Annotated in this window: 27 protein-coding genes and 2 pseudogenes; 12 read left to right on the forward strand and 17 right to left on the reverse strand. The window is 69.0% G+C overall.

The genetic code is table 11. The annotated features are described in order from the left end of the window. Positions 1-32: 32 nt before the first annotated feature. Genes bioD through bioB form a run of 3 tightly spaced genes read right to left on the reverse strand, consistent with a single transcriptional unit; the run spans position 33 to position 3230 of the window. Positions 33-734, reverse strand: a complete 702-nt coding sequence (bioD, locus tag test1122_RS26080) for a dethiobiotin synthase (protein WP_232271621.1) — start codon at positions 732-734, stop codon at positions 33-35. A gap of 5 nt (positions 735-739) precedes the next feature. Continuing rightward, positions 740-2044 carry an adenosylmethionine--8-amino-7-oxononanoate transaminase gene (locus tag test1122_RS26085; RefSeq protein WP_232271622.1) on the reverse strand — a complete coding sequence of 435 codons (1305 nt, stop codon included), beginning with the start codon at positions 2042-2044 and terminating at the stop codon, positions 740-742. After that, positions 2037-3230: a biotin synthase BioB gene (gene bioB / locus test1122_RS26090; RefSeq protein ID WP_232271623.1), complete on the reverse strand. Its 1194-nt coding sequence runs from the start codon at positions 3228-3230 to the stop codon at positions 2037-2039. Before bioB ends, test1122_RS26085 begins: the two co-directional genes overlap by 8 nt. A gap of 150 nt (positions 3231-3380) precedes the next feature. On the opposite strand from bioB, the gene test1122_RS26095 reads away from it, so the two are divergent. Both test1122_RS26095 and test1122_RS26100 read left to right on the forward strand, forming a co-directional pair. Continuing rightward, complete coding sequence (locus tag test1122_RS26095) at positions 3381-4526, forward strand: 8-amino-7-oxononanoate synthase (protein WP_232271624.1); 1146 nt, start codon at positions 3381-3383, stop codon at positions 4524-4526. Between the two features lie 308 nt (positions 4527-4834). Then, positions 4835-5263, forward strand: coding sequence for an ATP-binding protein (locus test1122_RS26100; RefSeq protein ID WP_232271625.1), 429 nt, complete (start codon positions 4835-4837; stop codon positions 5261-5263). A gap of 4 nt (positions 5264-5267) precedes the next feature. On the opposite strand, the gene test1122_RS26105 is transcribed toward test1122_RS26100, so the two are convergent. From test1122_RS26105 to test1122_RS26115, 3 genes are all read right to left on the reverse strand, one after another. Then, entirely contained in the window at positions 5268-5408 is a 141-nt protein-coding gene (locus test1122_RS26105; RefSeq protein ID WP_232271626.1) for a hypothetical protein, read from the reverse strand. A gap of 101 nt (positions 5409-5509) precedes the next feature. Beyond that, positions 5510-5818 carry a hypothetical protein gene (locus tag test1122_RS26110; protein WP_232272078.1) on the reverse strand — a complete coding sequence of 103 codons (309 nt, stop codon included), beginning with the start codon at positions 5816-5818 and terminating at the stop codon, positions 5510-5512. A 5-nt stretch (positions 5819-5823) separates the two neighbouring features. Then, positions 5824-6459, reverse strand: coding sequence for an ATP-dependent Clp protease proteolytic subunit (locus test1122_RS26115; RefSeq protein WP_232271627.1), 636 nt, complete (start codon positions 6457-6459; stop codon positions 5824-5826). Between the two features lie 98 nt (positions 6460-6557). On the opposite strand from test1122_RS26115, the gene test1122_RS26120 reads away from it, so the two are divergent. Then, positions 6558-6860, forward strand: a complete 303-nt coding sequence (locus test1122_RS26120; RefSeq protein ID WP_232271628.1) for a type II toxin-antitoxin system Phd/YefM family antitoxin — start codon at positions 6558-6560, stop codon at positions 6858-6860. 4 nt (positions 6861-6864) lie between these two features. Here the strand turns inward: test1122_RS26120 and test1122_RS26125 are convergent, their stop codons facing one another. Both test1122_RS26125 and test1122_RS26130 read right to left on the reverse strand, forming a co-directional pair. Beyond that, positions 6865-7809, reverse strand: a complete 945-nt coding sequence (locus test1122_RS26125; RefSeq protein ID WP_232271629.1) for a M28 family metallopeptidase — start codon at positions 7807-7809, stop codon at positions 6865-6867. Positions 7810-7962: 153 nt separating this feature from the next. Further along, positions 7963-8176, reverse strand: a pseudogene (locus tag test1122_RS26130) (ABC transporter permease); the annotation flags it as partial. 110 nt (positions 8177-8286) lie between these two features. On the opposite strand from test1122_RS26130, the gene test1122_RS26135 reads away from it, so the two are divergent. From test1122_RS26135 to test1122_RS26160, 6 genes and pseudogenes are all read left to right on the forward strand, one after another. Then, the gene (locus test1122_RS26135; RefSeq protein ID WP_232271630.1) at positions 8287-8589 is read left to right on the forward strand and encodes an urease subunit gamma; all 303 of its coding nucleotides are present in this window, start codon (positions 8287-8289) and stop codon (positions 8587-8589) included. Between the two features lie 17 nt (positions 8590-8606). Continuing rightward, positions 8607-8918 carry an urease subunit beta gene (locus test1122_RS26140; RefSeq protein ID WP_232271631.1) on the forward strand — a complete coding sequence of 104 codons (312 nt, stop codon included), beginning with the start codon at positions 8607-8609 and terminating at the stop codon, positions 8916-8918. After that, positions 8911-10632 (forward strand): urease subunit alpha, encoded by a 1722-nt coding sequence (locus test1122_RS26145; RefSeq protein ID WP_232271632.1) that lies wholly within the window; start codon positions 8911-8913, stop codon positions 10630-10632. The genes test1122_RS26140 and test1122_RS26145 overlap by 8 nt, the downstream gene beginning before the upstream one ends. 19 nt (positions 10633-10651) lie before the next feature. Then, positions 10652-11317, forward strand: coding sequence for an urease accessory protein UreF (locus tag test1122_RS26150; protein ID WP_232271633.1), 666 nt, complete (start codon positions 10652-10654; stop codon positions 11315-11317). A 21-nt stretch (positions 11318-11338) separates the two neighbouring features. Beyond that, positions 11339-12047, forward strand: a pseudogene (gene ureG, locus test1122_RS26155) (urease accessory protein UreG). Then, complete coding sequence (locus test1122_RS26160; protein WP_232271634.1) at positions 12044-12811, forward strand: urease accessory protein UreD; 768 nt, start codon at positions 12044-12046, stop codon at positions 12809-12811. The pseudogene ureG and the gene test1122_RS26160 overlap by 4 nt, the downstream one beginning before the upstream one ends. Before the next feature lie 258 nt (positions 12812-13069). On the opposite strand, the gene test1122_RS26165 is transcribed toward test1122_RS26160, so the two are convergent. From test1122_RS26165 to test1122_RS26185, 5 genes are all read right to left on the reverse strand, one after another. Beyond that, on the reverse strand, positions 13070-13765 hold the full coding sequence (locus test1122_RS26165; RefSeq protein ID WP_232271635.1) for a lysophospholipid acyltransferase family protein: 696 nt from the start codon (positions 13763-13765) through the stop codon (positions 13070-13072). A 130-nt stretch (positions 13766-13895) separates the two neighbouring features. After that, positions 13896-14054, reverse strand: a complete 159-nt coding sequence (locus test1122_RS26170; protein WP_232271636.1) for a hypothetical protein — start codon at positions 14052-14054, stop codon at positions 13896-13898. 89 nt (positions 14055-14143) lie between these two features. Further along, a complete protein-coding gene (locus test1122_RS26175; RefSeq protein ID WP_232271637.1) occupies positions 14144-15094 on the reverse strand; it encodes a cytochrome c oxidase assembly protein in 951 nt (316 codons plus the stop codon). A 106-nt stretch (positions 15095-15200) separates the two neighbouring features. After that, the gene (locus test1122_RS26180) at positions 15201-15929 is read right to left on the reverse strand and encodes a type 1 glutamine amidotransferase (protein ID WP_232271638.1); all 729 of its coding nucleotides are present in this window, start codon (positions 15927-15929) and stop codon (positions 15201-15203) included. Positions 15930-15968: 39 nt separating this feature from the next. Next, positions 15969-17210, reverse strand: coding sequence for a MurT ligase domain-containing protein (locus tag test1122_RS26185; RefSeq protein WP_232271639.1), 1242 nt, complete (start codon positions 17208-17210; stop codon positions 15969-15971). Between the two features lie 108 nt (positions 17211-17318). Between test1122_RS26185 and def the strand changes: the two genes are divergently transcribed. Continuing rightward, complete coding sequence (def, locus tag test1122_RS26190; protein ID WP_232271640.1) at positions 17319-17870, forward strand: peptide deformylase; 552 nt, start codon at positions 17319-17321, stop codon at positions 17868-17870. A gap of 2 nt (positions 17871-17872) precedes the next feature. Here def and test1122_RS26195 read toward each other — a convergent pair whose 3' ends face one another. Next, on the reverse strand, positions 17873-18517 hold the full coding sequence (locus test1122_RS26195; RefSeq protein WP_232271641.1) for a TetR/AcrR family transcriptional regulator: 645 nt from the start codon (positions 18515-18517) through the stop codon (positions 17873-17875). 166 nt (positions 18518-18683) lie between these two features. Between test1122_RS26195 and test1122_RS26200 the strand changes: the two genes are divergently transcribed. Then, complete coding sequence (locus test1122_RS26200) at positions 18684-19910, forward strand: acyl-CoA dehydrogenase family protein (protein ID WP_232271642.1); 1227 nt, start codon at positions 18684-18686, stop codon at positions 19908-19910. Between the two features lie 15 nt (positions 19911-19925). On the opposite strand, the gene test1122_RS26205 is transcribed toward test1122_RS26200, so the two are convergent. Both test1122_RS26205 and ku read right to left on the reverse strand, forming a co-directional pair. Next, the gene (locus test1122_RS26205; protein WP_232271643.1) at positions 19926-20120 is read right to left on the reverse strand and encodes a hypothetical protein; all 195 of its coding nucleotides are present in this window, start codon (positions 20118-20120) and stop codon (positions 19926-19928) included. A 187-nt stretch (positions 20121-20307) separates the two neighbouring features. Further along, positions 20308-21240 (reverse strand): non-homologous end joining protein Ku, encoded by a 933-nt coding sequence (gene ku, locus test1122_RS26210; protein WP_232271644.1) that lies wholly within the window; start codon positions 21238-21240, stop codon positions 20308-20310. Between the two features lie 93 nt (positions 21241-21333). Here ku and ligD point away from each other — a divergent pair, with 93 nt between their 5' ends. Next, positions 21334-22239: a non-homologous end-joining DNA ligase gene (ligD, locus tag test1122_RS26215; protein ID WP_232271645.1), complete on the forward strand. Its 906-nt coding sequence runs from the start codon at positions 21334-21336 to the stop codon at positions 22237-22239. Positions 22240-22332: 93 nt separating this feature from the next. Here ligD and test1122_RS26220 read toward each other — a convergent pair whose 3' ends face one another. Next, positions 22333-22734, reverse strand: a complete 402-nt coding sequence (locus tag test1122_RS26220) for a VOC family protein (protein WP_232271646.1) — start codon at positions 22732-22734, stop codon at positions 22333-22335. Positions 22735-22778 lie beyond the last annotated feature (44 nt).

The raw sequence follows: 22778 nt of genomic DNA on the forward strand, positions 1-22778 counted from the left end.
CGCCGCACCCGCGGGCCGCACGGACTCGCGCCCTAGCTCACCGGCCCCGCCCACACCCCGCCCAGCTCCGGCGCCAGCCAACCACTCGCACGCGCTCGGAAATCAGCGCAGGACAGCGCCCCCGCCCCCGTCGGCAGTACCCCCAGCAGCGGCGCCCCGGCCGCCCGCGGCAGATCGGCGAGGTTGCACCGCGCGGCCAGATCCGGCGCGGCCGGCCAGCTCCCGACGATCACCCCAGGACACGTCAGCCCCCGCGACCGCAGCGCCTCAGCCGTCAGCGCGGTGGCGTTCAGCGTGCCAAGACCTGCCGCCGCCACCACCAGCACCGGCGCGTCCAGCAGCCGCGCGGCGTCCGCGAGCGTCGACCCGCTGTCATCGAAGCGGACGAGCAGTCCGCCCGCCCCCTCCACCAGCACCAGATCATGCTCAGCGGCCAGCTTGCCCGCCGCGTCGGCGACCTCCCGGGGCCGCACATACGGCAGCCCGGCCCGCCGCGCCGCCGTCTCCGGCGCCAGCGGCTCGGGGTAGCGGGCCAGTTCGGCGGCGGTCACCGCGTCACCCGCCAGCCGCACCACCTCCGCCGCGTCCCCCGGCTCGCCTGCCGCCACTCCGGTCTGCGCGGGCTTGAGCACGGCCACCGACCGCCCCGCCGACACCGCGGCGGCGGCGATGGCCGCCGTCACAACGGTCTTCCCGACCTCCGTGCCCGTCCCCGTGATGACCAGAACCGGCATCGGCCTCACCCCTCGGCCGCCGCGGCACATACCGCCGCACCGATCCGGGCCACATCCTCGTCACCGGCCACAAACGGCGGCATCGTGTACACCATGTCGCGGAACGGCCGCAGCCATACCCCCTCGCGCACCGCCGCCCGGGTCGCCGCCGCCATATCGACCTCCCGGTCCAGCTGCACCACACCAATCGCACCGAGCACCCGCACATCCCGGACCCCCGGCAGGCCCCGTGCCGGCGCGAGCCCTTCCCGCAGCCCGGCCTCGATCCGCTTGACTTCACCCGCCCAGTCCTGCCCGAGCAGCAGCCCGAGCGAGGCGTCGGCCACCGCCGCGGCCAGCGGATTGGCCATGAACGTCGGCCCGTGCGCCAGCACCGGCACCTCACCGCGGGAGATCCCCTCCGCCACCCGCGGTGTGCACAGCGTCGCCGCCATCGTCAGATAGCCGCCGGTCAGCGCCTTGCCCACACACAGCACATCGGGGGTAACGCCCGCGTGCTCCGCCGCGAACAGCGCTCCGGTCCGGCCGAACCCGGTGGCGATCTCGTCGAGCACCAACAGCACACCGTGCTCATCGCATGCCTCACGCAGCGCCCGCACATAGGCGGGGGAGTGGAAGCGCATGCCGCCAGCGCCCTGCACCACCGGCTCCACGATCACCGCGGCCAGCTCATGGGCGTGCCGCCCGATCAGCTCCCGCAGATGACGGACATACGCCTCATCGGGATCGGCGTCGAAACCGGCCGGCGGCGCCTGGGCGAAGATCTGCCGGGGCAGCCTTCCCGACCACAGCTCATGCATGCCGCCGTCCGGATCACACACCGCCATCGGCTGCCAGGTGTCACCGTGATAGCCGCCGCGCCAGGTCAGCAGCCGCTGTTTGCCCACCTCGCCGACCGAGCGCCAGTACTGCAGGCACATTTTGACCGCGACCTCGACCGACACCGACCCGGAGTCGGCAAGAAAGACATGTTCCAGCCCTTCCGGGGTGATATCGACCAGCCGCTTGGCCAGCCGTACGGCGGGCTCATGGGTGAGCCCGCCGAACATCACATGACTCATCCGCTCCAGCTGGCCACGCGCCGCCTCATTGAGCACCGGGTGGTTGTAGCCGTGGATCGCCGACCACCACGACGACATCCCGTCGACCAGCTCACGCCGCCCCGCCATTGGTTCGGCCAGCCGGAGCCGCACCCCGGCCGCCGACTCGACGACCAGCGGCCGCTGCCGCCCCGGCATCGGGCCGTAGGGGTGCCAGACGTGCTGCTGGTCCAGTGCCAGCAGCTCGTCGGCCCGCATGGGCTCAGGCATTGGGCGGCAGCTCCGTGCCCGCGCCCCGGCGCCGCACCGCTACCAGGTCAGTGCGCGCCTGATCCGCGGAGCCGGCTACCGGCTGCGCGGGCTCCGCTTCCCGCGCACCGTCGTCCCCGCACGGCGTGCAGCCTCCGCCGCCGTGTGAGCCGCAGCCCGCACCGGCCGCCGCCAGCGCGTCGGCCCGGTGACCGGGCAGCGTCACGGTGTCCGTGCCCTCCACCTCGAAGCCCGCATCCGCGATCATGTCGAGGTCGGCCTGCCCGGCCTGCCCCTCGCTCGTCAGATAGTCACCCAGGAAGATCGAGTTGGCCAGATGCAGCGCCAGTGGCTGCATGGAGCGCAGATGCACCTCGCGCCCGCCTGCGAGCCGCACCTCCGCGTCCGGGCAGACAAACCGCACCATCGCCAGGATCCGCAGCGCCCGCTGTGGGGTGAGGTTCCACTCCTTGCCCAGCGGCGTTCCCTCGAACGGGATCAGGAAGTTCACCGGTACCGAGTCCGGGTCCAGCTCGCGCAGCGCGAAAACCACGTCGACCAGGTCCCCGTCGCTCTCGCCCATCCCCGCGATCAGCCCGGAGCACGCCGACATACCGGCCGCCTGCGCCTGCTGCACCGTGGAGACCCGGTCCGCGTAGTCATGCGTGGTGCAGATGTCCCCATACGTCGCCTCCGACGTATTGAGGTTGTGGTTGTAGGCATCGGCGCCCGCGTCCCGCAGCCGCGCCGCCTGACCGTCCGACAGCAGCCCGAGACAGGCACACACCTCGACACCCTCGTGCTGCTCCTTGATCGCGGAGATGGTCTCGGACACCCGGTCCACATCGCGGTCGGTCGGTCCCCGCCCGCTCGCCACCAGACACACCCGCTTGGCACCGCCCGACACACCGGCACGGGCGGCCTGAGCGGCCTGCTCGGGCTTCAGCCAGGTGTACTTCAGGATCTCGGCCTTCGAACCCAGCCGCTGTGAACAGTAAGAACAGTCCTCCGGGCACAGCCCTGACTTCAGATTGACCAGATAGTTGAGCTTCACCCGCCGCCCGAACCACTGGCGGCGCACCTTTCCGGCCGCGGCCACCACATCGAGCAGTTCGTCATCGGAGGTCGCCAGCACGGCGACCGCTTCCTCGCGCGTTGGCAGCTCGCGCCGCAATCCCTTGTCCACCAGCGTGTTCAGCAGGTCCATGGCGCAGATCCTCGCCTACCGGGCAGCCTTCGGCCAAGGAGAGAGCCCACAACAGCGGCGGATTCAGGTGTGTGTATTGCCACACCCTGCCCGACCTTCCACGGCACTAGGTTCTATTCGGACCCTACAGATACAAGGGACGGCTCACCCATGCCCCAGGACCCGTTCGGCTGGCTTGACGAGGCCCGCGACCGGCGCCACCGCGCCGGACTCGTACGCACCCTGCGCCCCCGCCCCGCCGACTCACCGCTGCTGGACCTGGCCAGTAACGACTATCTCGGCCTGGCCCGCCACCCCGAGATCACCGCCGCCGCGGCGGCCGCCGCCCGCCGCTGGGGAGCGGGCGCCACCGGCTCCCGGCTGGTCACCGGCTCCACCGAGCTGCACGCCGAACTTGAAACCGAGCTCGCCTCCTTCTGCGGCTTCGAAGCCGCCCTTGTTCTCTCCTCCGGCTACGCCGCCAACCTCGCCGCTGTCACCACGCTCACCTCCCGCGCCACCCTTCTGGTCTCCGACGCGGGAAACCACGCTTCCCTCATCGACGGCTGCCGCCTCTCCCGCGCCGGGACCACCGTCGTCCCGCATGCCGATCCCGAAGCGGTCCGTAAAGCCCTCGACGGACACGATGGCCCGGCCCTCGCCGTCACCGACTCCGTCTTCTCCGTCGACGGCGACGCCGCGCCACTGCCCGCGCTCGCCGCCGCCTGCCGTGACCATGGCGCTGCTCTCCTGATCGACGACGCCCATGGCCTCGGCGTCCTCGGTGACGGCGGCCGGGGCGCCGCGCACGCCGCCGACCTGGCCGGATCCGGCGACACGGTCGCCACCGTCACCCTGTCCAAGTCCCTTGGCAGCCAGGGAGGCGCGGTACTGGGCCCGGCCCGGGTGATCGAGCATCTCCTCAACACCGCACGTACCTTCATCTTCGATACCGGCCTGGCCCCCGCCGCCACCGGCGCCGCCCTGGCGGGACTGCGGCTGCTGCGCCGCGAGCCGCAGCGGGCGGCCCGCGCCCACCAGGTCGCTCTTGAACTTCACACCCGCCTCACCGCCGCGGGCCTGGTGGCGGCCCGGCCGGACGCCGCGGTTGTCTCCGTACGGGCCCCCTCTCCGGAAGCGGCCGTACGCTGGGCCGCGGACTGCCGCTCGGCCGGACTCTCGGTCGGCTGCTTCCGCCCGCCGTCCGTACCCGACGGCGTCTCCCGGCTGCGGCTGACCGCCCGCGCCGACCTCAGCGATGCCCAGCTCACCCAGGCAGCCGGGGCGATCATCAGGACCGCCCCGGCTGTCCACTGAGCGTTCGGCTCTGCCCGTCGAGTTGCCCTGATATATCCCGGACGAACCCGAAAATTTGACCAAAAACCCAAGTCCAGACCCCAAGCCCAGACCCCAAGCCCAGACCCCCGAGCTCAGAAACCAAGCACAGTCTCCCGTCGCAGAGTTCACCGCTTCGGGCGACAGATACCAGCACATCTTGGGGGATCGGCCGCATCCGCGTCGGCATGATGGCACTCTGGCGCGAAGCAGCCATCCGCGGGCGGCTCCGCCCCCCACCCCCCAAACCCCGCCGGAGTCCGCCCCGATGGGAAAGGGACAGCCTCGCAATGGCAGACCATCAGGAAGCATCCGTCACCTTGCCGAGCGCTCCGGCCTCGGTCACCGCGGCGCGCAGATACGTTACGGGAGTCCTCACCGAGTGGGGCATGCCGGACAGCGCCGATACCGCCGATACCGTCCGGCTCATCGTCTCGGAGCTGGCCACCAACGCCGTTCAGCACACCCTGGGGCAGTCACCCACCTTCACCGTCGACGTCCGCCTGGAGCGCGACGAGCAACTGCGCATCGGCGTCACCGACAGCCACCCCCGATGGCCCAGACGGCTGCCCGCCGCCGTCCAGCAGGACAACGGCCGTGGCATGGTCATCATCCGCTCTCTGACCGCCGAATCCGGCGGCAAGCTGACCGTCGTACCGACCCGCGAAGGCGGCAAGACCGTATGGATCGTCCTCCCCTGGCGTACCCCCGTCCAGTGACCCCTCAGCAACTGCCGAAGCCGCCGCGCAACGGCGCCCGCAGCGTCGCCGAGGCGGACGCACTCTCCCCCTCCTGATAGGCGACCGACACGGTACGCCGCAACTCCGGCGGATCCAGCCCCCGCACTCCCAGCGGCGTCACCACCGCTGCTCGCCTTCAGGGCAGTCGCTCCGGTACCCACCGCTCCGGCACATCGACGAAGACCACCGCGCAGCCGCTGAACGCGATCACCCCCGCCGGGCGGGTCAGTCCCTATGTTCCGGCGGGAGCGCCACCCGAGCCGCCCGGCGCTCACCGTCCAGGACCCGAAGCGCCTGCTCCAGGGTCGCCGCGTGGACCTCCGCCTCACCGCGCTCATGCATCACGGCCAACGCGTCACGCAGCGCCATCGCACTGCCCACCAGGGCCTGTGCGGCCCGCAGACAACCGTAAGTGTGCTGACCACGGGCCGGGTTGATCCGGCCCAGCAGATCCAGCACCTCCAGATAGCGGTCGATGAGCTCCCCTTCCGCCCGGGTGAGCGCGGGCAACGGCGGCAACTCCGGTGGCAGCACCGCCATCACCCCAGAATGCGCTGTGCGCCGGGGCGGCCGCGCTCGACGGTGAGCTGGTCGACCAGCCCGTACCCGACCGCACCGTGGGCGTCGAAGAAGGTGTCGCGTTCGATGTCGGCGCGGATCCGCTCCACCGGCTGCCCGGTGTGCCGTTCGAGCAGGGATTCGAGGGTGTCGCGGGTACGCATCAGCTCGTTGGCCTGGATTTCGAGGTCGGCTGTCTGTCCTTCGAGGGGCTCGGCGAAGGAGGGCTGGTGAATGATCACACGTGCGCTGGGCAGCGCCAGCCGCCTGCCCGGAGTACCGGCGGCCAGCAACACCGCGGCGGCGGAGGCGGCCTGTCCCAGGCAGACCGTCTCGACCTCGCAGGACACAAAACGCATCGTGTCGTAGATGGCGGTCATCGCGGTGAAGGAGCCGCCGGGGGAGTTGATGTAGAGGGAGAGATGCCGGTCCGGTGCGGCGTGCTCCAGATGCATCATCTGCGCCATCACATCGTTGGCCGCGGTGTCGTCGATCTGGGTGCCGAGGAAGATGATGCGTTCGTCGAGCAGCTTTGAGTACGGATCCAGCGTCCGGCTCCCGGCACTGGTGCGCTCCGTGAACTCCGGAAGGATGTAGCGGGCGGTCGGACGGACCATCAGGACACCTTTCTCCCTTGCTCCTTCTGCACTTCAGAGCTTCTGCCCTGTCACCTGTAAAAAATGTACAGGACGTACATGGCGTTATGCTGGGGAGCATGGCTTACGAGATTCCGGTGACGCAAGCCCGTGCAGAGCTCGCAGAGTTGATTAACCGCGTGGTGTACGGCGGGGAACGCGTGGTGGTGACACGCCACGGGAAGCCCCTGGTCGCCCTCGTATCCGCCGCTGACCTGGAACGACTTGAAGAGCCGGGCGCCTGTGCGCCGGATGAGGTGATCAGCACCGTGTCGGCTGTGCATCCCGCCACGTCCGCTCCGGGCGAACGGGGCCGCTTCGGTATCGCCGCTCAGCACCGTGGCCCGGCCGCCGGGGAACGGGGGCCGGGCCACGGGAGTTGAGGGGTCAGGAGCTGAGCTTCCAGATGGCGTGGGCGATGGCATCGCTGTTGAGGTCGAGTGCCCTCTCATTGATGTTCGTGATGTCGTCGCACGCTGCGTGGTAGCACTTGTCGAAGGGGACCCCCGCGGTGCCGTCCCACTTCGCCGCCTGCTCGGCGGTCATGATGTAGCCCGCGCCGGTGAACAGGCCGCCGACCGGAATCCCGGCATTCTTGAAGGAGGCGTGGTCCGAGCGGCCGTTGGCCTCCTTGGCGGGTTCGGTCTCGATGTCCTTGGCTGTGAACCACCGAGTGAAGACCGACTCCAGGGCGGCGTCGTCGTCATAGACGAAGTAACCGGCGTTGCGGGAGCCGATCATGTCGAAGTTCAGATAGGCGCCGATCTCGGCGCGCTCCCTGTCGCTGAGCTGGCTGACGTAGTAGCGGGAGCCGACGAGGCCCTGTTCTTCCGCACCCCACCAGCCAAAGCGGAGCCGTTTACTCGGCTTGTGGCCTTCCTCGGCGACGGCCAGTGCCACTGCCAGAGTCGCCGCGGAACCGGAGCCGTTGTCGTTGATGCCGGGTCCGCGGCGGACCGAGTCCAGATGGGCGCCGGCCATGATGATCTCGCCGCCGCCGCCCGGCCAGTCCGCTATGAGGTTGTAGCCGACTGAGCCACCGTGCTTGAACTCCTGCACGGTCGTCTCGAATCCGGCGGCGTCCAGGCTCTTCTGGAGGTAGTCGATGGAGGCCTGGTAACCAGGCTGGCCATGCGCCCGGTTACCGCCATGGGTCTCGGCTATGGTCTGCAGCTCCTTGAGATGCTGCTGAACGTTGCCGACGGGTATGTCCGGTGCGGCCGCGTCCGGCGCGGTGGCCCGCGCACCGGACGCGGTGCCCAGGAGGCCGAGGGTCAGGGCAGCACAGACGGCCGCGGCGAACGTCGCGCGGCGATGGGATCCATGTGTCACGGTGAGCTCCGATACTGAGTGGGGGGTCGTGCGGAGCGAATTGACGCGGACATGAGGATCGTGCCGTGGTGGTGCGTCGTCAAGAGCGCATATCGGACGAGAATGTACGGAAGTCGGATGCTGGCCGGACGGATCAGAGGGTCGGCATCACTGCGGGGCCAACGCCGCGCTTCCGTCAAAGAACGACACCGACCGCAGCAGTGCGCAGCTCGCGCCGGACGGCAGCAACGCCGCCAGGCCTGCCACGGCGGCCCTGACACCGAGTGGCCAGGCGCAGGGAAGCCGCCTTGGCCCACCAGTTACCGGTGAGAATGCCCAGCCAGCTGTGCGCCAGTGCCGCTCCGGCCAGACCCGCCAGGGCGGCGGCGCGACGACCACGCCGAATCTGAGTTAACGCCGTCGAAACGCACGCGAACTAACCTCCAGGCCCCGGCGTGACGCGCGACGGCGGTCGCGCAGGACAGTGAGGTGGGAAGCGTGCAACTGACCCCGCACGAGCAGGAACGCTTGCTCATCCATGTGGCCGCGGACGTGGCCGCCCAGCGCCGGGCCCGCGGGCTGCGGCTGAACCACCCTGAGGCCATCGCCCTCATCACCACACACATCCTCGAGGGCGCCCGCGACGGCCGCAGCGTAGCCGAACTCATGTCCACCGGCCGCAAAGTCCTCACCCGGGACGACGTCATGGACGGCGTCCCGGAGATGATCCACGACGTCCAGGTCGAAGCGACCTTCCCGGACGGCACCAAGCTCGTCACCGTCCACGAGCCGATCGCCTGACGAGAAGGAGACCGCCGATGATCCCCGGAGAAATCCTTTACGCCGACGGACCGGTGCTTCTCAACCACGGCGCACCCACCACGATGCTCACGGTCCTCAACACCGCCGACCGCCCCATCCAGGTCGGCTCCCACTACCACTTCGCCGAAGCCAACCCAGGCCTCGGCTTCGACCGTGGCGCGGCCCGCGGCAAACGCCTTGACATCCCCGCCGGCACTGCTGTCCGCTTTGAACCCGGCATACCCGTAGAGATCTCCCTCGTACCCCTCACCGGTCGGCGCGTTGTGGCGGGGCTGCGTGGCGAGACCGCGGGAGCCGTTGATGACTGAGCTGAGCCGCGCCGCCTACGCCGACCTCTTCGGACCCACCGTGGGGGACCGGATACGACTGGCTGACGCCGATCTCCTCATCGAGATCGAGCAGGATCTGTGCGGCGGTCCCGGCAGGGCCGGAGACGAGGCCGTTTTCGGTGGCGGCAAAGTCATCCGTGAATCCATGGGGCAAGCCCGCGCGACGCGCGCCGAAGGCACCCCCGATACGGTCATCACCGGCGCCGTCGTCCTTGACCACTGGGGCATCATCAAGGCCGATATCGGCATCCGCGACGGCCGTATCACCGCACTCGGCAAAGCCGGTAACCCCGACACCATGGACGGCGTCCACCCCGGTCTCGTCATTGGGCCGGAAACCGAGATCATCGCGGGCAACGGCAGAATCCTCACAGCCGGAGCGATCGACGCTCACGTCCACTTCGTCTGTCCACAGCTCGCCGATGAAGCCCTCGCCGCAGGTATCACCACTCTCATCGGCGGCGGCACCGGCCCAGCCGAGGGCAGCAAGGCCACCACCATTACCCCCGGTCCCTGGCATACCGCCCGCATGCTGGAGGCGATGGACGGATATCCGGTGAACCTCGGGCTGCTCGCCAAGGGCAACACCGTCTCCCGCGAGGCGATGTACAGCCAACTGCGTGGCGGCGCCCTCGGCTTCAAGATCCACGAAGACTGGGGCGCCACTCCCGCGGCCATCGACGCCTGCCTCGAGGTCTGCGAGGAGACCGGCGTACAGCTCGCCATCCACACCGACACCCTCAACGAGGCCGGATTCGTCGGCGACACCCTCGCCGCCATCGCCGGACGCCCCATCCACGCCTACCACACCGAAGGCGCGGGCGGCGGCCACGCGCCCGACATCATCACCGTCGTCTCCGAGCCCCACGTCCTGCCCAGCTCCACCAACCCCACCCGGCCGCACACCGTCAACACCGCTGAGGAACACCTCGACATGCTGATGGTCTGCCACCACCTCAACCCCGCCGTCCCCGAGGACCTCGCCTTCGCCGAGTCCCGCATCCGGCCCTCGACCATCGCCGCCGAGGATGTCCTGCACGATCTGGGCGCCATCTCCATCATCTCCTCCGACTCACAGGCCATGGGCCGCATCGGGGAGGTAGTGCTGCGCACCTGGCAGACCGCCCATGTCATGAAGCGGCAGCGCGGCGCCCTGCCCGGCGATGACCGGGCCGACAACCGCCGGGTCCGCCGCTACGTCGCCAAATACACCATCAACCCGGCTGTCGCGAACGGCATTGACCATGAGATCGGTTCGATAGAAGCGGGCCAGCTCGCCGACCTCAACCTGTGGGAACCGGCCTTCTTCGGCGTCAAACCCCAACTGGTCATCAAGGGCGGTCAGATCGCCTACGCCCAGATGGGTGACGCCAACGCGTCCATCCCCACCCCTCAGCCCGTGCTGCCACGCCCCATGTTCGGCGCCACCGGCCGCGCCCCCGCCAGCAACTCCATCAACTTCACCAATGAACTGGCCCTCGACGACGGCCTGGCCGGCCGACTCGGTCTGGGCAAGTCCTTCCTGCCCGCCCGTAACACCCGGGCCGTCACCAAGGCCGATATGCGCGAGAACGACACCCGTACCGACGTCCGCGTCAACCCGGACACCTTCTCGGTCACCATCGACGGCGACCCGGTAGACCCGGCCCCCGCCGTGGAACTGCCCATGGCCCAGCGCTACTTCCTGTTCTGACGGCGAGCTGACGAGCACCATGACCCGGGCAGCCCTGCTCATACTCGCCGACGGCCGCTTCCCCGCAGGCGGACACGCCCACTCCGGCGGAGCCGAAGCGGCCGTCGCGGCAGGCCGTATCACCGATGCCGCCACCCTCGCCGACTTCTGCCACGGCCGGCTCCACACCACCGGCCTCACCGCCGCGGCCTTCGCCGCAGCCGCCTGCGCCGGTCACGACCCCCTCGCGCTCGACACGGCCGCCGACGCCCGCACCGCCTCACCCGCGCTGCGCCGCACCGCCCGCAAGCTCGGCCGCCAGCTGATGCGCGCCGCCCGCGCCACCTGGCCCTCCGCTGAGCTCGACGCCCTCGCCGCCGCCCACCCACGCGGCGCCCACCAGCCCGTCGTCCTCGGCCTCACCGCCCGCGCCGCCGGACTCCAGCCCCTGGACGCCGCCCACACCGCCGCGTACGAGTCGGTCTCCGGCCCCGCCACCGCCGCCGTACGCCTCCTCAGCCTCGACCCGTTCGATGCCACCGCCGTCCTCGCCCGGCTCGCCCCCGACCTCGACACGGTCGCCCAGCGCGCCGCTGAGGCAGCACAGGCGGACACCATCGACACGCTCCCCGCCGCATCGACCCCGCTCCTCGACCTCACCGCCGAACAGCACGCCACCTGGCCCGTACGCCTCTTCGCCTCGTAGCCCGCAACCCCAGGAGCCGCCATGCACCTCGACCGCGCCGACACCTGCCCCCACCGCCACACCCACAGCGCCGCCCCCACCCGCCCCGACGGCACCCGCCGCGCCCTGCGCATCGGCCTGGGCGGTCCCGTCGGGTCCGGCAAGACCGCCACCGTCGCCGCCCTGTGCCGCCCCCCTGCGTGAGGAACTGTCCATCGCCGTCGTCACCAACGACATCTACACCCGCGAAGACGCCGCATACCTTCTGCGCAGCGCCGTGCTCCCACCCGAGCGCATCACCGCTGTCGAAACCGGCGCCTGCCCGCACACCGCCATCCGCGACGACATCTCCGCCAACCTCGAAGCCATCGAAGACCTCGAAGATGACCTTGCCGCCCTCGGCGGTCTCGATCTGATCCTCGTCGAATCCGGCGGGGACAACCTCACCGCCACCTTCTCCAAGGGCCTCGTAGACGCTCAGATCTTCATCATTGATGTAGCCGGCGGTGATGACATCCCGCGCAAGGGCGGGCCTGGGGTGACCACCGCCGACCTGCTCGTCATCAACAAAACCGATCTTGCCCCGCACGTCGGCTCCGACCTGGACACCATGGCCCGCGACGCCAAGGCCCAGCGCGGCGGCCTCCCCGTCGCCTTCACCTCCCTCACCACCGAGGACGGCGTCCGCCCCGTCACCGACTGGGTGCGCGGCCAGCTCGCCGCCTGGACCGCCGCCCCCCTCGCCGCATGACCGTCTGCCCTGGCACCGGGGTCACCGCCACCGCCCGTATCACCGCCGCCCCCGACGGCCGAGGCGGCACTACCCTGCCCGACCTGGTCAGCGACGGCCCACTCGCCCTGCGCCGCACCCGCGCCCACGGCCGCCACGCCGAGGTGACCCTCGTCGGCGCGATGAGCGCACCCCTCGGCGGCGACCGGCTCAGTCTCGTCACCACCGTCCGGCCGCACGCCGTTCTGCACATCACCACCGCCGCCGCCACCGTCGCCCTGCCCGGCCGCACCGCCGACCCAGCCCACTACGACACCACACACACCGTCGGCGACGGAGCCGAACTCCGCTGGCTCCCCGAACCACTCATCTCCGCACACGGCTGCGACCTGCGGATGACGACCCGCGTCCACCTCGCCGCCACCGCCCGTCTCGTCCTGCGCGAGGAACAGATCCTCGGCCGCACAGGAGAAACCTCCGGCCGCCTCACGACCCGCCTCACCGTCCACCGCGACGGGCGGCCCCTTCTCGACCAGGAACTCTCCTACGGGCCCGGAGTTCCCGGCTGGGACAGTGGCGCTGTCCTCGCAGGCCACCGTGCTGTCGGCCAGTTCCTCCTCGTCGACCCCGCCCTGGAGAAGAGACCCGCCGCACCACGGCTCCTGGGCGAAACCGCCGTACTCACCCCGCTGTCCGGCCCTGCCCTGCTCATCACCGCCGTCGCCCCGGACGCGCTCCAGCTGCGCCGAGCCCTCGACGACCTCAGCGCCTCAGCCCTCAGCTGATCCCCGAACGCGGCGGCCACCTGTCCAGGATCGTTCTGGGAGACACCGCACCCCACGCTCAAAGCACCAGACGCCGGTAACCGCATACGCCGCCACCTCCAGCAGCCTGCTCGCTCCGTGCCCGCAGCACCTTCTCGACCCGGCCCAGTTCCCCGGGCAGACGGCGGGGCGATGACCCCCGCGTTCGGCGCGGCAGCCGTCCTGCGCCTGCGCTCCATCTTGCCGAGGCCAGAGATGGCCGGGCACGGCGGCGACTGGCTATGTGTCTGTGCTCCGCCGTGACTGCTCGGCCTTGGCATCAGGCGCGTACATATCGACGTACTCCTGCCCGGACAGCCCCAGAATCGCGTACATGATCTCATCCGTGACCGCCCGCAGCACCGCTCGCTCCTCAGCCATCCCGGCGAAACGCGAGAAGTCGAGTGGCTTGCCGAACCGGATGGTCACCCGCCCGATCCGTGGCACCACCCGGCCAGGCGGCTGAATCTCGAAGGTGCCCACCATGGCGCAGGGAATCACCGGCACCCCGGCGCCCAGCGCCATAGCGGCTACCCCGACTCGCCCCTTGTACAGCCGTCCGTCGTGTGACCGCGTCCCCTCCGGATAAATGCCGAGCAACTCACCCCTCCGCAGTACCCCGAGCCCCTCCTCGATCGCGGCACGCGCGGCCTGCCGCCCGGAGCGGTCCACGGGGATCTGCCCAGCGCTGCGGAAGAACGCCGCGGTCATCCGCCCCTTCAGCCCCGGCCCCGTGAAGTACTCGGCCTTGGCGAGAAAGGTGATCCGGCGCCGCAGGATCGCTGGCATCAAGAAGTGGTCGGAGAACGAGAGATGGTTCCCCGCGACAATCGCCGCGCCCTCGGCCGGTATGTGCTCAAGTCCTTCGATCCGCGGCCGGTACAGCAGCCGCAGAAACGGCCCCAACAGCACGTACTTGAGCACGTAATAGAACACCGCTCGAACCTCCCCGTGTCTCCCCATGCCGCCGCACAGTACTGGCAGCCAGCACGGCGGGGGAGAGGCACGGACGCCGCTGTCTCGGGTACGGCCTGCGCCGAACGGCTGACCCGGCGATCCGGCCCCGTCAGCTCCCCTCAGCCGATACCAGGCCCAGCGTCACCAGGCCCAGCACCACCCAGGCGAACCACACCCAACCATTGCCGCCCAGCGCCACGGAATAAGCCGTCGCCACCACCAAGGCGACCACTGTGGTTACGGCCATTCCCTTCGCTGCTCCGGGCATCGCAGCCACCTCCTCCGGCAGCCGGGACGGCTTCCCGCCGCCCGGTATACAGCCAGGATTCCATGCTCCCGCGACCGTGTGCCGGAGCGCTACCGCCCGCGTGCCCGCAGCGTCGCGAGATAAGCGTTGTACTCCGCCAGTTCCCGGTCTCCGTCCCGGTCCGCCGCCCGGTCCTGGCGCCGCGCCTGCCGCTGCTCGGAGAGGTACCACTGGAAGACCAGCGCGATCAGCACGATGACCGACGGGATCTCACTGAACGCCCAGGCGATACCACCCGCCGCGTTCTGGTCCGCCAGCGCGTTCACCCCGAGCGACTCCGGTGGGTTGGCGTAAGCCTTCACCATCGGCTCGGACGCCATCATCAGCGCGATACCGAAGAAGGCGTGGAATGGCATACCGGCGAACAGCTCTAGCATCCGCATCACATACCCCGGCCGGTGCGGCCCGGGATCCACTCCCATGATCGGCCAGAAGAAGACCAGCCCCACCGCCAGGAAGTGCACCATCATCGCGATGTGCCCTGGCTTGGACCCCATCAGGAAGTCGAACACCGGCGTGAAGTACAGGGCGTACAGGCTGGCGATAAACATCGGGATCGTGAACGCCGGGTGCGTGACCACCCGCATATAGCGGCTGTGCAGCAGCGCCACCAGCAGCTCCCGCGGCCCCTTGCGGCCGCGGCCCGCCGAGGGCAGCGCCCGCAGCGTCAGTGTCACCGGAGCGCCCAGCAGCAGCAGGATCGGCGCCAGCATGCTGATCACCATGTGCTGGACCATGTGCACGCTGAACAGCACCATGCCGTAGTCGTTCAGGGCGGTGCACATCACCAGGGCGACCATCAGCACGCCCAGCACAAAGGCGACCGTACGGCCCACCGGCCAGGCATCCCCGCGCCTGCGCAGCCGGATGACCCCCCAGCCGTACAGGACCAGCGCCAGCAGGCAGCTGACCAGGAAGAACGGCTCACCGGTGAACTCCAGCCCCCGCTGCAGCGTGAACGGCGGCAGGTCCATGGTCATGCCGTGGTCGCTGTGATCCATCCGTACTCTCCTGATTCGCGCCGATCGCCCGCACCAGAGTAGAACCGCCCCCGGCCGGAACACCGGCCGGGGGCGGTCCCGGACGCCCTTGGCAAGCGGCGAACGGTCAGGCGGGCTGGGTCGCCGCCGCGATCCGCTCGGCGCGCAGCGCCTCGTACCAGCGGTCGTCCACGGGCGGCAGCGCGTTGACGTCCAGCGCCAGCTTGAGCATCAGATCGGCGATGTGCGGGTTCCGGGCCAGCACCGGACCGTGCATATAGGTACCGAAGACCGTGTCGTTCCACGCCCCCTCGGTTCCATCACCCGTGCCATTGCCCCTGCCCAGCCGCACCCGGGCCAGCGGCCGTGCGGTCGGTCCCAGATGCGTCACCCCTTGGTGGTTCTCAAAGCCCGTGAGCTGGGGCAGCCCCAGCCGCTCGTCGATATCGGCCAGTACGTCACCGACGCACCGGTCCGCCTCACCGCGGCTGCTGGTCACATCCAGCAGCCCAAGCCCAGGTTCCCGCTCGCCCAGGTCGTTGATGAACTCATGTCCCAGAATCTGGTAGCCCGCACACACCGAGAAGATGATCGCGCCGTTGTCCACCGCGCGGTTCAGCCCTCCGTCACGCCGCAGCCGCTCAGCCGCCAGCCGCTGCGGGCGGTCCTCCCCGCCGCCGATCAGATAGATGTCCCCGGATGTGGGGATCTGCTGGTCGGAGCGGATGTCGATGCGCTGGACGTCCAGCCCGCGCTGCCGCGCGCGCCGCTCCACCACCAGGGCATTGCCCTGGTCACCGTACGTGCTCAGCAGGTCGGGGTAGACCCACACCAGCCGCAGGCTCGAATTACTCATGCTCGCCAACTCCTTCAGCGCCGTCAGCGCGACGATGGGTCAGTTGCCGACAACGCGGCGCAGGTCCTGGAACGCGGTGTAGTTCGCGATCGCCTCGATCCGGCCGGGCGGACACTTCCGCACGGCCTCCTCGGCGCTCTCGCACACCTGGAAGTCGACACCGGCCACCTCAAGACGCACTGCCAGGTCGAGACGCCGGTCACCGATCACACAGATCGGATGCCCGGCCAGCCGTGAGTAGTCGACGTCCCAGAGCCAGGAGGTGTCGGTGCCATCGGCGCCGCGGGCGTTGACGGACAGGATCACCGGTGCGGGCGGGGGATCGATCAGGGAGAAGGTCTCCAGCCAGCCCGCCGGATTCTTGGCCAGCAGCAGCCGGATGTCCCGGCCCTGGTACGAGATGACGTCGTACCGCCCGGCGACCGCGGTGACCGCGTACATACGCTCCAGCGCCATCTGCGGCGGCACCCCGAAGACGGCCGCTACCGCCGCCGAGGTGGTGGCGTTCGCCTTGTTCGCCCGTCCCGGCAGCTGCAGCTGGATGGGCCAGGCCGAGCCGTGCGGGTCCAGTACATGATCACCGGAGAGCGCCCAGCTCGGCGTCGGGCGGCGGAATCCGCACTCACCGCAGAACCAGTCATCACCGGGCCGTTGCATCACACCGCCGCACGACGGGCACGACCAGGCATCGTCCTTCCACTCCTGCCCGGCGGCCACCCACACAACATTGGGCGAGGAGGACGCGGCCCATACGACCAGCGGGTCATCGGCGTTCGCGACGATGACGGCCTTCGAGTCGGACAGCCCCTCCCGCCACCGCTCCGCAAGCATCCGGGTCTCAGCCGCGCGGTCGAGCTGGTCACGGGAGAGGTTGAGCAGTGCGATGGCCTTCGGCGTCACATCACCGGCCACCCCGGCCAGGTATTTCTCATCCACCTCGATCACGCCATAGCGTGCGCTTGAGCCACCCGCCAGGGCCGAAGTGATACCGGCTGGCATGTTCGCCCCCAGCGCGTTGGAGACGACCTCCTCGCCACTGGCCCGCAGGGCCTCAGCGATCAGCCGGGTGGTCGTCGTCTTACCGTTGGTCGCCGACACCAGGATCACGTCCAGATGCCCAGCCAGCCGAGCCAGTAGATCAGGGTCGAGTCTCAGTGCCACCCGGCCGCCGATGACTGATCCGCTTCCACGGCCTGCGGCTCGCGACACCGCTGCCGCGGCCCTGCCCGCCGTCACAGCCAGTTTGGCCCGCGGCGACAGCGGCTCCGAGTTGCCTGCCATCGTCCTTGATCCTCCTTGCGCTTCGGTCAGAGTGCAGCCTACCGAGATCCCGGTCGCTAACCCGAACCGCGTCATCGTTCGGTGACCAGCCACCCGTAGGCTGTGGACATGCGACGTGGCGCCATACCCGGCAGTTCCGGAAGCATCCGGCCTCTGCGTCTTTTCGGCGATCCGGCACTGCACGCCGCCTGCGAGGACGTGACGGACTTCGGCGCACCGCTCACGCGGCTCATCGAGGATATGTTCGCCACCATGTACGCGGCCAGGGGAGTGGGGCTGGCAGCCAATCAGATCGGCCTTCCTCTGCGGGTATTCGTATACGACTGCCCGGACGACGATGACCAGCGGCATATTGGCCATCTGATCAATCCGCGCCTTGCCGGGACCGGTGACCTGGCCATCCGTGGCCCGGAGGGCTGTCTGTCCCTTCCCGGTCTGGAGGCCGCGACGGCCCGTTCCGACCACGCCGTCGTGGAAGGACTGCGCTCCGACGGCAGCGTGGCCCGGGTCGAGGGCACCGGCTTCTTCGCCCGGTGTCTGCAGCACGAGTGCGACCACCTCGACGGGACCGTGTACGCGGACCGGCTCGGCGGACTGCGGCGCCGGGCGCTGCTGCGCGCCATCCGGCGCACCTCCTGGGCGGGCCGGTCGGGCGCCTAGCCTCAGAACGCCGGTCCGCCGAGCCGGTCGCCGGCCGCGGCCAGGCGTCCCCAGAGCAGATCCGCCAGATGCTTGACCAGCTGGGCACGTGGGCAAGGGCGGTCCCTGAGCCACCAGTCCCCGGCCGCGTGCATCATCCCGACGATGCCATGACCCCACACCCGGGCCAGCTCATCGCTCCCCGGGCCGAGGTCGACCCGCTCATCGATGACCCTGCCGAGCTCCTCGCCCAGTCTGCGCAGCAGGGGGGCCGAGTGCTGCCCGACATCAAATCCCTGATCCCTGCCCGCCTCCTCCTCGGCCGGGTGCATCAGGAACCGGTAGACCTGCGGATGGGCCTCGATCGCGGCGAGGTAGGTGTCCAGCGTGGACTCGACCCGCTCGCGTCGTCCGGCGGGAGCGTCCAGCGCGGCGCGCAAGGCCTCCAGCAGGGCATCGGTGTGCCGTATCGCCAGGGCTCGGTAGAGCCCTCCCTTGTCTCCGAAGTGGCGGTAGAGGATGGGCTTGGTGATACCGGCCTCGGCGGCGATGGCGTTCATGGAGGCGCCGGGGCCCTCCCGCATCACCACCCGGTCGGCGGCCTCCAGCAACTCCGCACGTCTGCGCTCGGCGGCGCTGCGCTGGTCGCTCTGCTGACTGGTGTTCATGACGTCTCTCCCCGCCCGTGCTTTTGCCTTGCCCCTGCGCAACGTAACACCCGCAGGGGGGAGGAGATCGGGGGCACGGAGGGAGTTGACATGGCTTACTGACGGGTAACAGACTGTGTTACCGCTAGTAACAAGCCACTGTAGCAAGTCACTGTAGGGGGCCTCTATGGCAGAGTTCGCGCTGGATCTCAACGATGACCAGAAGGCCGTACAAGAGTGGATCCACGGGTTCGCTGCCGATGTGATGCGCCCGGCCGCCGCCGAGTGGGACGAGCGCGAGGAAACGCCCTGGCCCATCATCCAGGAGGCCGCGAAGATCGGCCTTTACTCCCTCGACTTCTACGCCCAGCAGTTCTTCGACCCCACGGGTCTGGGAATTCCGATGGCCATGGAGGAGCTGTTCTGGGGCGATGCCGGCATCGGTCTGTCGATCGTCGGTACCGGCCTGGCCGCTGTCGGTGTCCTGGCCAATGGCACCGAGGAGCAGGTAGGAACCTGGATTCCGCAGATGTACGGGGACGCGGACGACGTCAAGGTCGCTGCCTTCTGCTCCTCCGAGCCCGACGCGGGCTCTGACGTCTCCGCCATGCGCACCCGCGCCGTCTACGACGGGGCCAAGGATGAATGGGTGCTGAACGGCACCAAGACCTGGGCGACGAACGGCGGTATCGCCAACGTCCATGTCGTCGTCGCGGTCGTCGACCCGGAACTGGGCGCCCGGGGCCACGCCTCCTTCATCATTCCCCCCGATACCCCTGGCCTTTCCCAGGGCCAGAAATTCAAGAAGCACGGTATCCGCGCCTCACACACCGCTGAGGTCGTCCTCGAGGACGTCCGTATCCCTGGGCACTGCCTCCTGGGCGGCAAGGAGAAGCTGGACGAGCGGCTCGCCCGCGCCCGCGAACGGGCCCGTACGGGCGGTGCCCGCACCAAGAACGCAGCCATGGCCACCTTCGAGGCCTCCCGCCCCGCTGTCGGCGCCCAGGCTGTCGGTATCGCCCGCGCCGCCTATGAGGTCGCCCTGGACTACGCCAAGACGCGGGTGCAGTTCGGTCGGCCGATCATCGACAACCAGGGGATCGCTTTCCAGCTCGCTGATATGCGCACGCGAATCGACGCCGCTCGCCTTCTCGTGTGGCGCGCTTCCTGGATGGCGGCCGCGGGCAAGCCATTCGACTCCGCGGAGGGATCGATGTCCAAGCTGTTCGCGGGGGAGACGGCGAAGTCGGTGACGTCACAGGCCATGCAGATCCTGGGCGGTAACGGATTCACCCGCGAGTACCCGGTCGAGCGGATGCACCGGGACGCTGCCATCTACACCATTTTTGAGGGTACGAGCGAGATTCAGCGTCTGGTGATCGCACGGACCGTTTCCGGTGTGACGGTGCGGTGAGACGGGTGCCGGGCATCAGGGGTTGAGGTCACTCAGGAGGCTGGCAAAGGTCGCCCCACTGGCTTCGATGCCGGGGGCGATAGCGGTGTCGGCGAGGTAGAAGCCAAGAAGTGCGCAGATGACGGCATGGGAAACCTTGAGACCGCCCTTGCGGGTGAGCAGAAAGATGACGATGCCGAGGAGGAGGACGCCGGAGATCGACAGGGCCATGAGTGCGCTCCTGGTCCGAGGGTGCGGGGGTCACGCGATCGGGGGCCTGATGGGTGAACGCGGGCTCACGACGCCCGCTATGGCCTCCCCCAACTATCGCTGGGAGGAAGCACAGGCGGCGTGAGCGAAACGACGCAATTGGTCCACCATGAGGACCTTCGCCGCCTTGGGAGGGGCTGAGCGGAGTCTAGGAAGCAGTGCGGCGGCCGGCGGACTTCTTCGCCGGAGCCTTCTTCTTCGCCGTTGTCTTCTTGGCTGTGCTCTTGGCTGTCTTGGCGGTACTGGACTTTTTTGAGCCGGCCGCCTTCTTGGCCGTCTTCTTCGCTGGGGCCTGCTCGCCGCGGCTCGTCTTGGCGTCCTCGACGCTCTTCTCCAGGGCGGCCATCAAGTCGATGACCTTGCCCCCAGCCGCCGGCACCTCCTCGGCGTGCGGCGGCTCCACACCCTGCAGGCGGGCTTCGAGCACTTGCCGCAGCGCCTCCTGATACTCGTCGTGGAGCTCGGTCAGGTCGAAATCCTCGGACAGGGTTTCCATCAGAGAACGGGCCATCTTGAGTTCCTGTGGCCGCACCGCCACATCTTCTTCCGGGGCGATGTCGCTGATGGGGCGGACCTCGTCCGGCCATAGACATGTCTGCAGGACAAGTGTGTCTCCCACTACACGGAGAACGGCGAGAGACTCCCTGGTCCGCATGGCGATCTTGGTGACGGCGATCTGCCCGGACTCCGACAGCGCTTCCCGGAGCAGGGCGTAGGGCTTGCTGGCGGAGCGGTCGGCGACACCCACGTAATAGGGCTTGGAGAACATCAGAGGATCGATGGTGTCGGCGTCCACGAAGGCCAGTACGTCGATCACTTTCTTACTGGGCACCGGCAGCTCCGCCAGATCCTCATCGGTCAGCTTGACGGTGGTGCCGTCCGGGGCCTCGTAGCCCTTGGTGATCTCCTCGTAGGGGATTTCCTTGTCCTCTGCCTCGCAGAACCGTCTCATGCGCACCCGCGAGCCGTCCTTTTCGTGGACCTGGTGGAGCGGGATGTCGTGCTCCTGGGTGGCGGTGTAGAGCTGAACCGGGATGTTCACTAGCCCGAACGAAATTGACCCTTTCCAGGTAGATCGCATAATTTGTTCCTTTCTTGCGATCTTCAGGGTAGATCGGGGCGCCGCACCGCGACAGTCCAGGGCGGCAGTCAGGGTGCGTGCGATTCTCGGAGTATGGCTCCGATGACCATCGTGGAGGGGCGACGTCTGGCCCTGAGCAATCTGGAGAAGGTCCTCTACCCGAGCAGCGGTACGACGAAGGGTGAGCTGGTCCACTACTACGCCCGGACCGCTCCCGTTATGCTCCCGCATCTGTACGGGCGTCCGGTGAGCTTTCTGCGCTACCCGGACGGGCCCGAAGGCCAGAAGTTCTTCACGAAGAATGTGCCGCCCCACGCTCCGGAGTGGGTGCAGACCTATGAGATTCCAAGGAGCGACGGCACCGTCAACGAACACGTCCTCGTCCAGGATGTGCCGTCACTGCTGTGGGCGGCCAACCTCGTGGTGGAGTTCCACACCACCACCTGGCGGACCACCGCCGGTCGCGGCCTCGCGGACCTGCTGGTCTTCGATCTCGACCCGGGCAAGGGCGCAACCGTGGTGGACTGCTGCACCGTCGCCCAGTGGCTTCATGGCCGCCTCACGGCCGACGGCCTGTCCGTCTATCCGAAGACCTCCGGCTCCGTGGGGCTGCATGTGCTGGTCCCCATCACGCTCACGCCCGCGAAGCGGGCCACCGCGTACGCCAAATCCCTCGCTGAGGAGGCCGAAAGGGCCCTGCCCGACCTGGTCGTCCACCGGATGACCCGCTCTCTGCGGCCGGGGAAGGTATTCATCGACTACAGCCAGAACGCCGCAGCCAAGACCACCGCCACCGCTTACACCGTGCGCGCCCGTCAGACCCCGACCGTGTCCACTCCCGTCACATGGGCCGAGATCGAGGCCTGCACCCAGCCTGACCAGCTTGCCTTCCAGATCGACGATATCTTCGACCGCCTGGAGGACCATGGCGACCTGATGGCCCCCCTCACCGCCCCTGACCGCAGCAGCCCCCTGCCCGCGGACCCCCCGGCCACATAGCCCCCACCGGCCCGACGGCAACCATCTCGGCTGCCGTCGGGCCGGTGGACGCATAGCTCTGTGACACCCGATCCCGATGAAGCAAGCCCAGCCCTACGACGCCGAGGCGATGTCCATGTACATCACCTCCCAGTGGTGTCCATCAGGGTCCTGGAAGCTGCGTCCGTACATGAACCCCTGGTCGTTGCTGTCCATGGCGGGCTGTCCGCCAGCGGCGAGGGCCTTGTCGGCCAGCTCGTCGACCTCCTGCCTGCTGTCGACTCCCAGGCACAGGATTGCCTCGGTGCTGGTCGTGGCGTCAGCGATGTCCTTCTTGGTGAAGGTCCGGAAGTACGGTTCAACGAGCAGCATGGCGTAGATGTCATCGCTGATGACCAGGCAGGACGCGTTCTCGTCCGTGAACTGGGAGTCGAAGGAGAAGCCGAGTTCGGTGAAGAACGCGATCGACCTGTCGAGGTCCTTGACGGGGAGGTTGACGAAGATCTTCTTGGGCATGAGTTGTCTCGTTTCTCTCGTGGTGTGACCAGTGGCCTGGCTGT

The sequence above is a fragment of the Streptomyces gobiensis genome (assembly GCF_021216675.1).
Lineage (GTDB): Bacteria > Actinomycetota > Actinomycetes > Streptomycetales > Streptomycetaceae > Streptomyces > Streptomyces gobiensis.

Coding starts and splice junctions, on each gene's coding strand:
- bioD (WP_232271621.1), bottom strand. CDS start 734: ATGCCGGTTCTGGTCATCACGGGGACGGGCACGGAGGTCGGGAAGACC.
- test1122_RS26085 (WP_232271622.1), bottom strand. CDS start 2,044: ATGCCTGAGCCCATGCGGGCCGACGAGCTGCTGGCACTGGACCAGCAG.
- bioB (WP_232271623.1), bottom strand. CDS start 3,230: ATGGACCTGCTGAACACGCTGGTGGACAAGGGATTGCGGCGCGAGCTG.
- test1122_RS26095 (WP_232271624.1), top strand. CDS start 3,381: ATGCCCCAGGACCCGTTCGGCTGGCTTGACGAGGCCCGCGACCGGCGC.
- test1122_RS26100 (WP_232271625.1), top strand. CDS start 4,835: ATGGCAGACCATCAGGAAGCATCCGTCACCTTGCCGAGCGCTCCGGCC.
- test1122_RS26115 (WP_232271627.1), bottom strand. CDS start 6,459: ATGGTCCGTCCGACCGCCCGCTACATCCTTCCGGAGTTCACGGAGCGC.
- test1122_RS26120 (WP_232271628.1), top strand. CDS start 6,558: ATGGCTTACGAGATTCCGGTGACGCAAGCCCGTGCAGAGCTCGCAGAG.
- test1122_RS26140 (WP_232271631.1), top strand. CDS start 8,607: ATGATCCCCGGAGAAATCCTTTACGCCGACGGACCGGTGCTTCTCAAC.
- test1122_RS26145 (WP_232271632.1), top strand. CDS start 8,911: ATGACTGAGCTGAGCCGCGCCGCCTACGCCGACCTCTTCGGACCCACC.
- test1122_RS26150 (WP_232271633.1), top strand. CDS start 10,652: ATGACCCGGGCAGCCCTGCTCATACTCGCCGACGGCCGCTTCCCCGCA.
- test1122_RS26160 (WP_232271634.1), top strand. CDS start 12,044: ATGACCGTCTGCCCTGGCACCGGGGTCACCGCCACCGCCCGTATCACC.
- test1122_RS26170 (WP_232271636.1), bottom strand. CDS start 14,054: ATGCCCGGAGCAGCGAAGGGAATGGCCGTAACCACAGTGGTCGCCTTG.
- test1122_RS26175 (WP_232271637.1), bottom strand. CDS start 15,094: ATGGATCACAGCGACCACGGCATGACCATGGACCTGCCGCCGTTCACG.
- test1122_RS26180 (WP_232271638.1), bottom strand. CDS start 15,929: ATGAGTAATTCGAGCCTGCGGCTGGTGTGGGTCTACCCCGACCTGCTG.
- test1122_RS26185 (WP_232271639.1), bottom strand. CDS start 17,210: ATGGCAGGCAACTCGGAGCCGCTGTCGCCGCGGGCCAAACTGGCTGTG.
- def (WP_232271640.1), top strand. CDS start 17,319: ATGCGACGTGGCGCCATACCCGGCAGTTCCGGAAGCATCCGGCCTCTG.
- test1122_RS26195 (WP_232271641.1), bottom strand. CDS start 18,517: ATGAACACCAGTCAGCAGAGCGACCAGCGCAGCGCCGCCGAGCGCAGA.
- test1122_RS26200 (WP_232271642.1), top strand. CDS start 18,684: ATGGCAGAGTTCGCGCTGGATCTCAACGATGACCAGAAGGCCGTACAA.
- test1122_RS26205 (WP_232271643.1), bottom strand. CDS start 20,120: ATGGCCCTGTCGATCTCCGGCGTCCTCCTCCTCGGCATCGTCATCTTT.
- ku (WP_232271644.1), bottom strand. CDS start 21,240: ATGCGATCTACCTGGAAAGGGTCAATTTCGTTCGGGCTAGTGAACATC.
- ligD (WP_232271645.1), top strand. CDS start 21,334: ATGGCTCCGATGACCATCGTGGAGGGGCGACGTCTGGCCCTGAGCAAT.
- test1122_RS26220 (WP_232271646.1), bottom strand. CDS start 22,734: ATGCCCAAGAAGATCTTCGTCAACCTCCCCGTCAAGGACCTCGACAGG.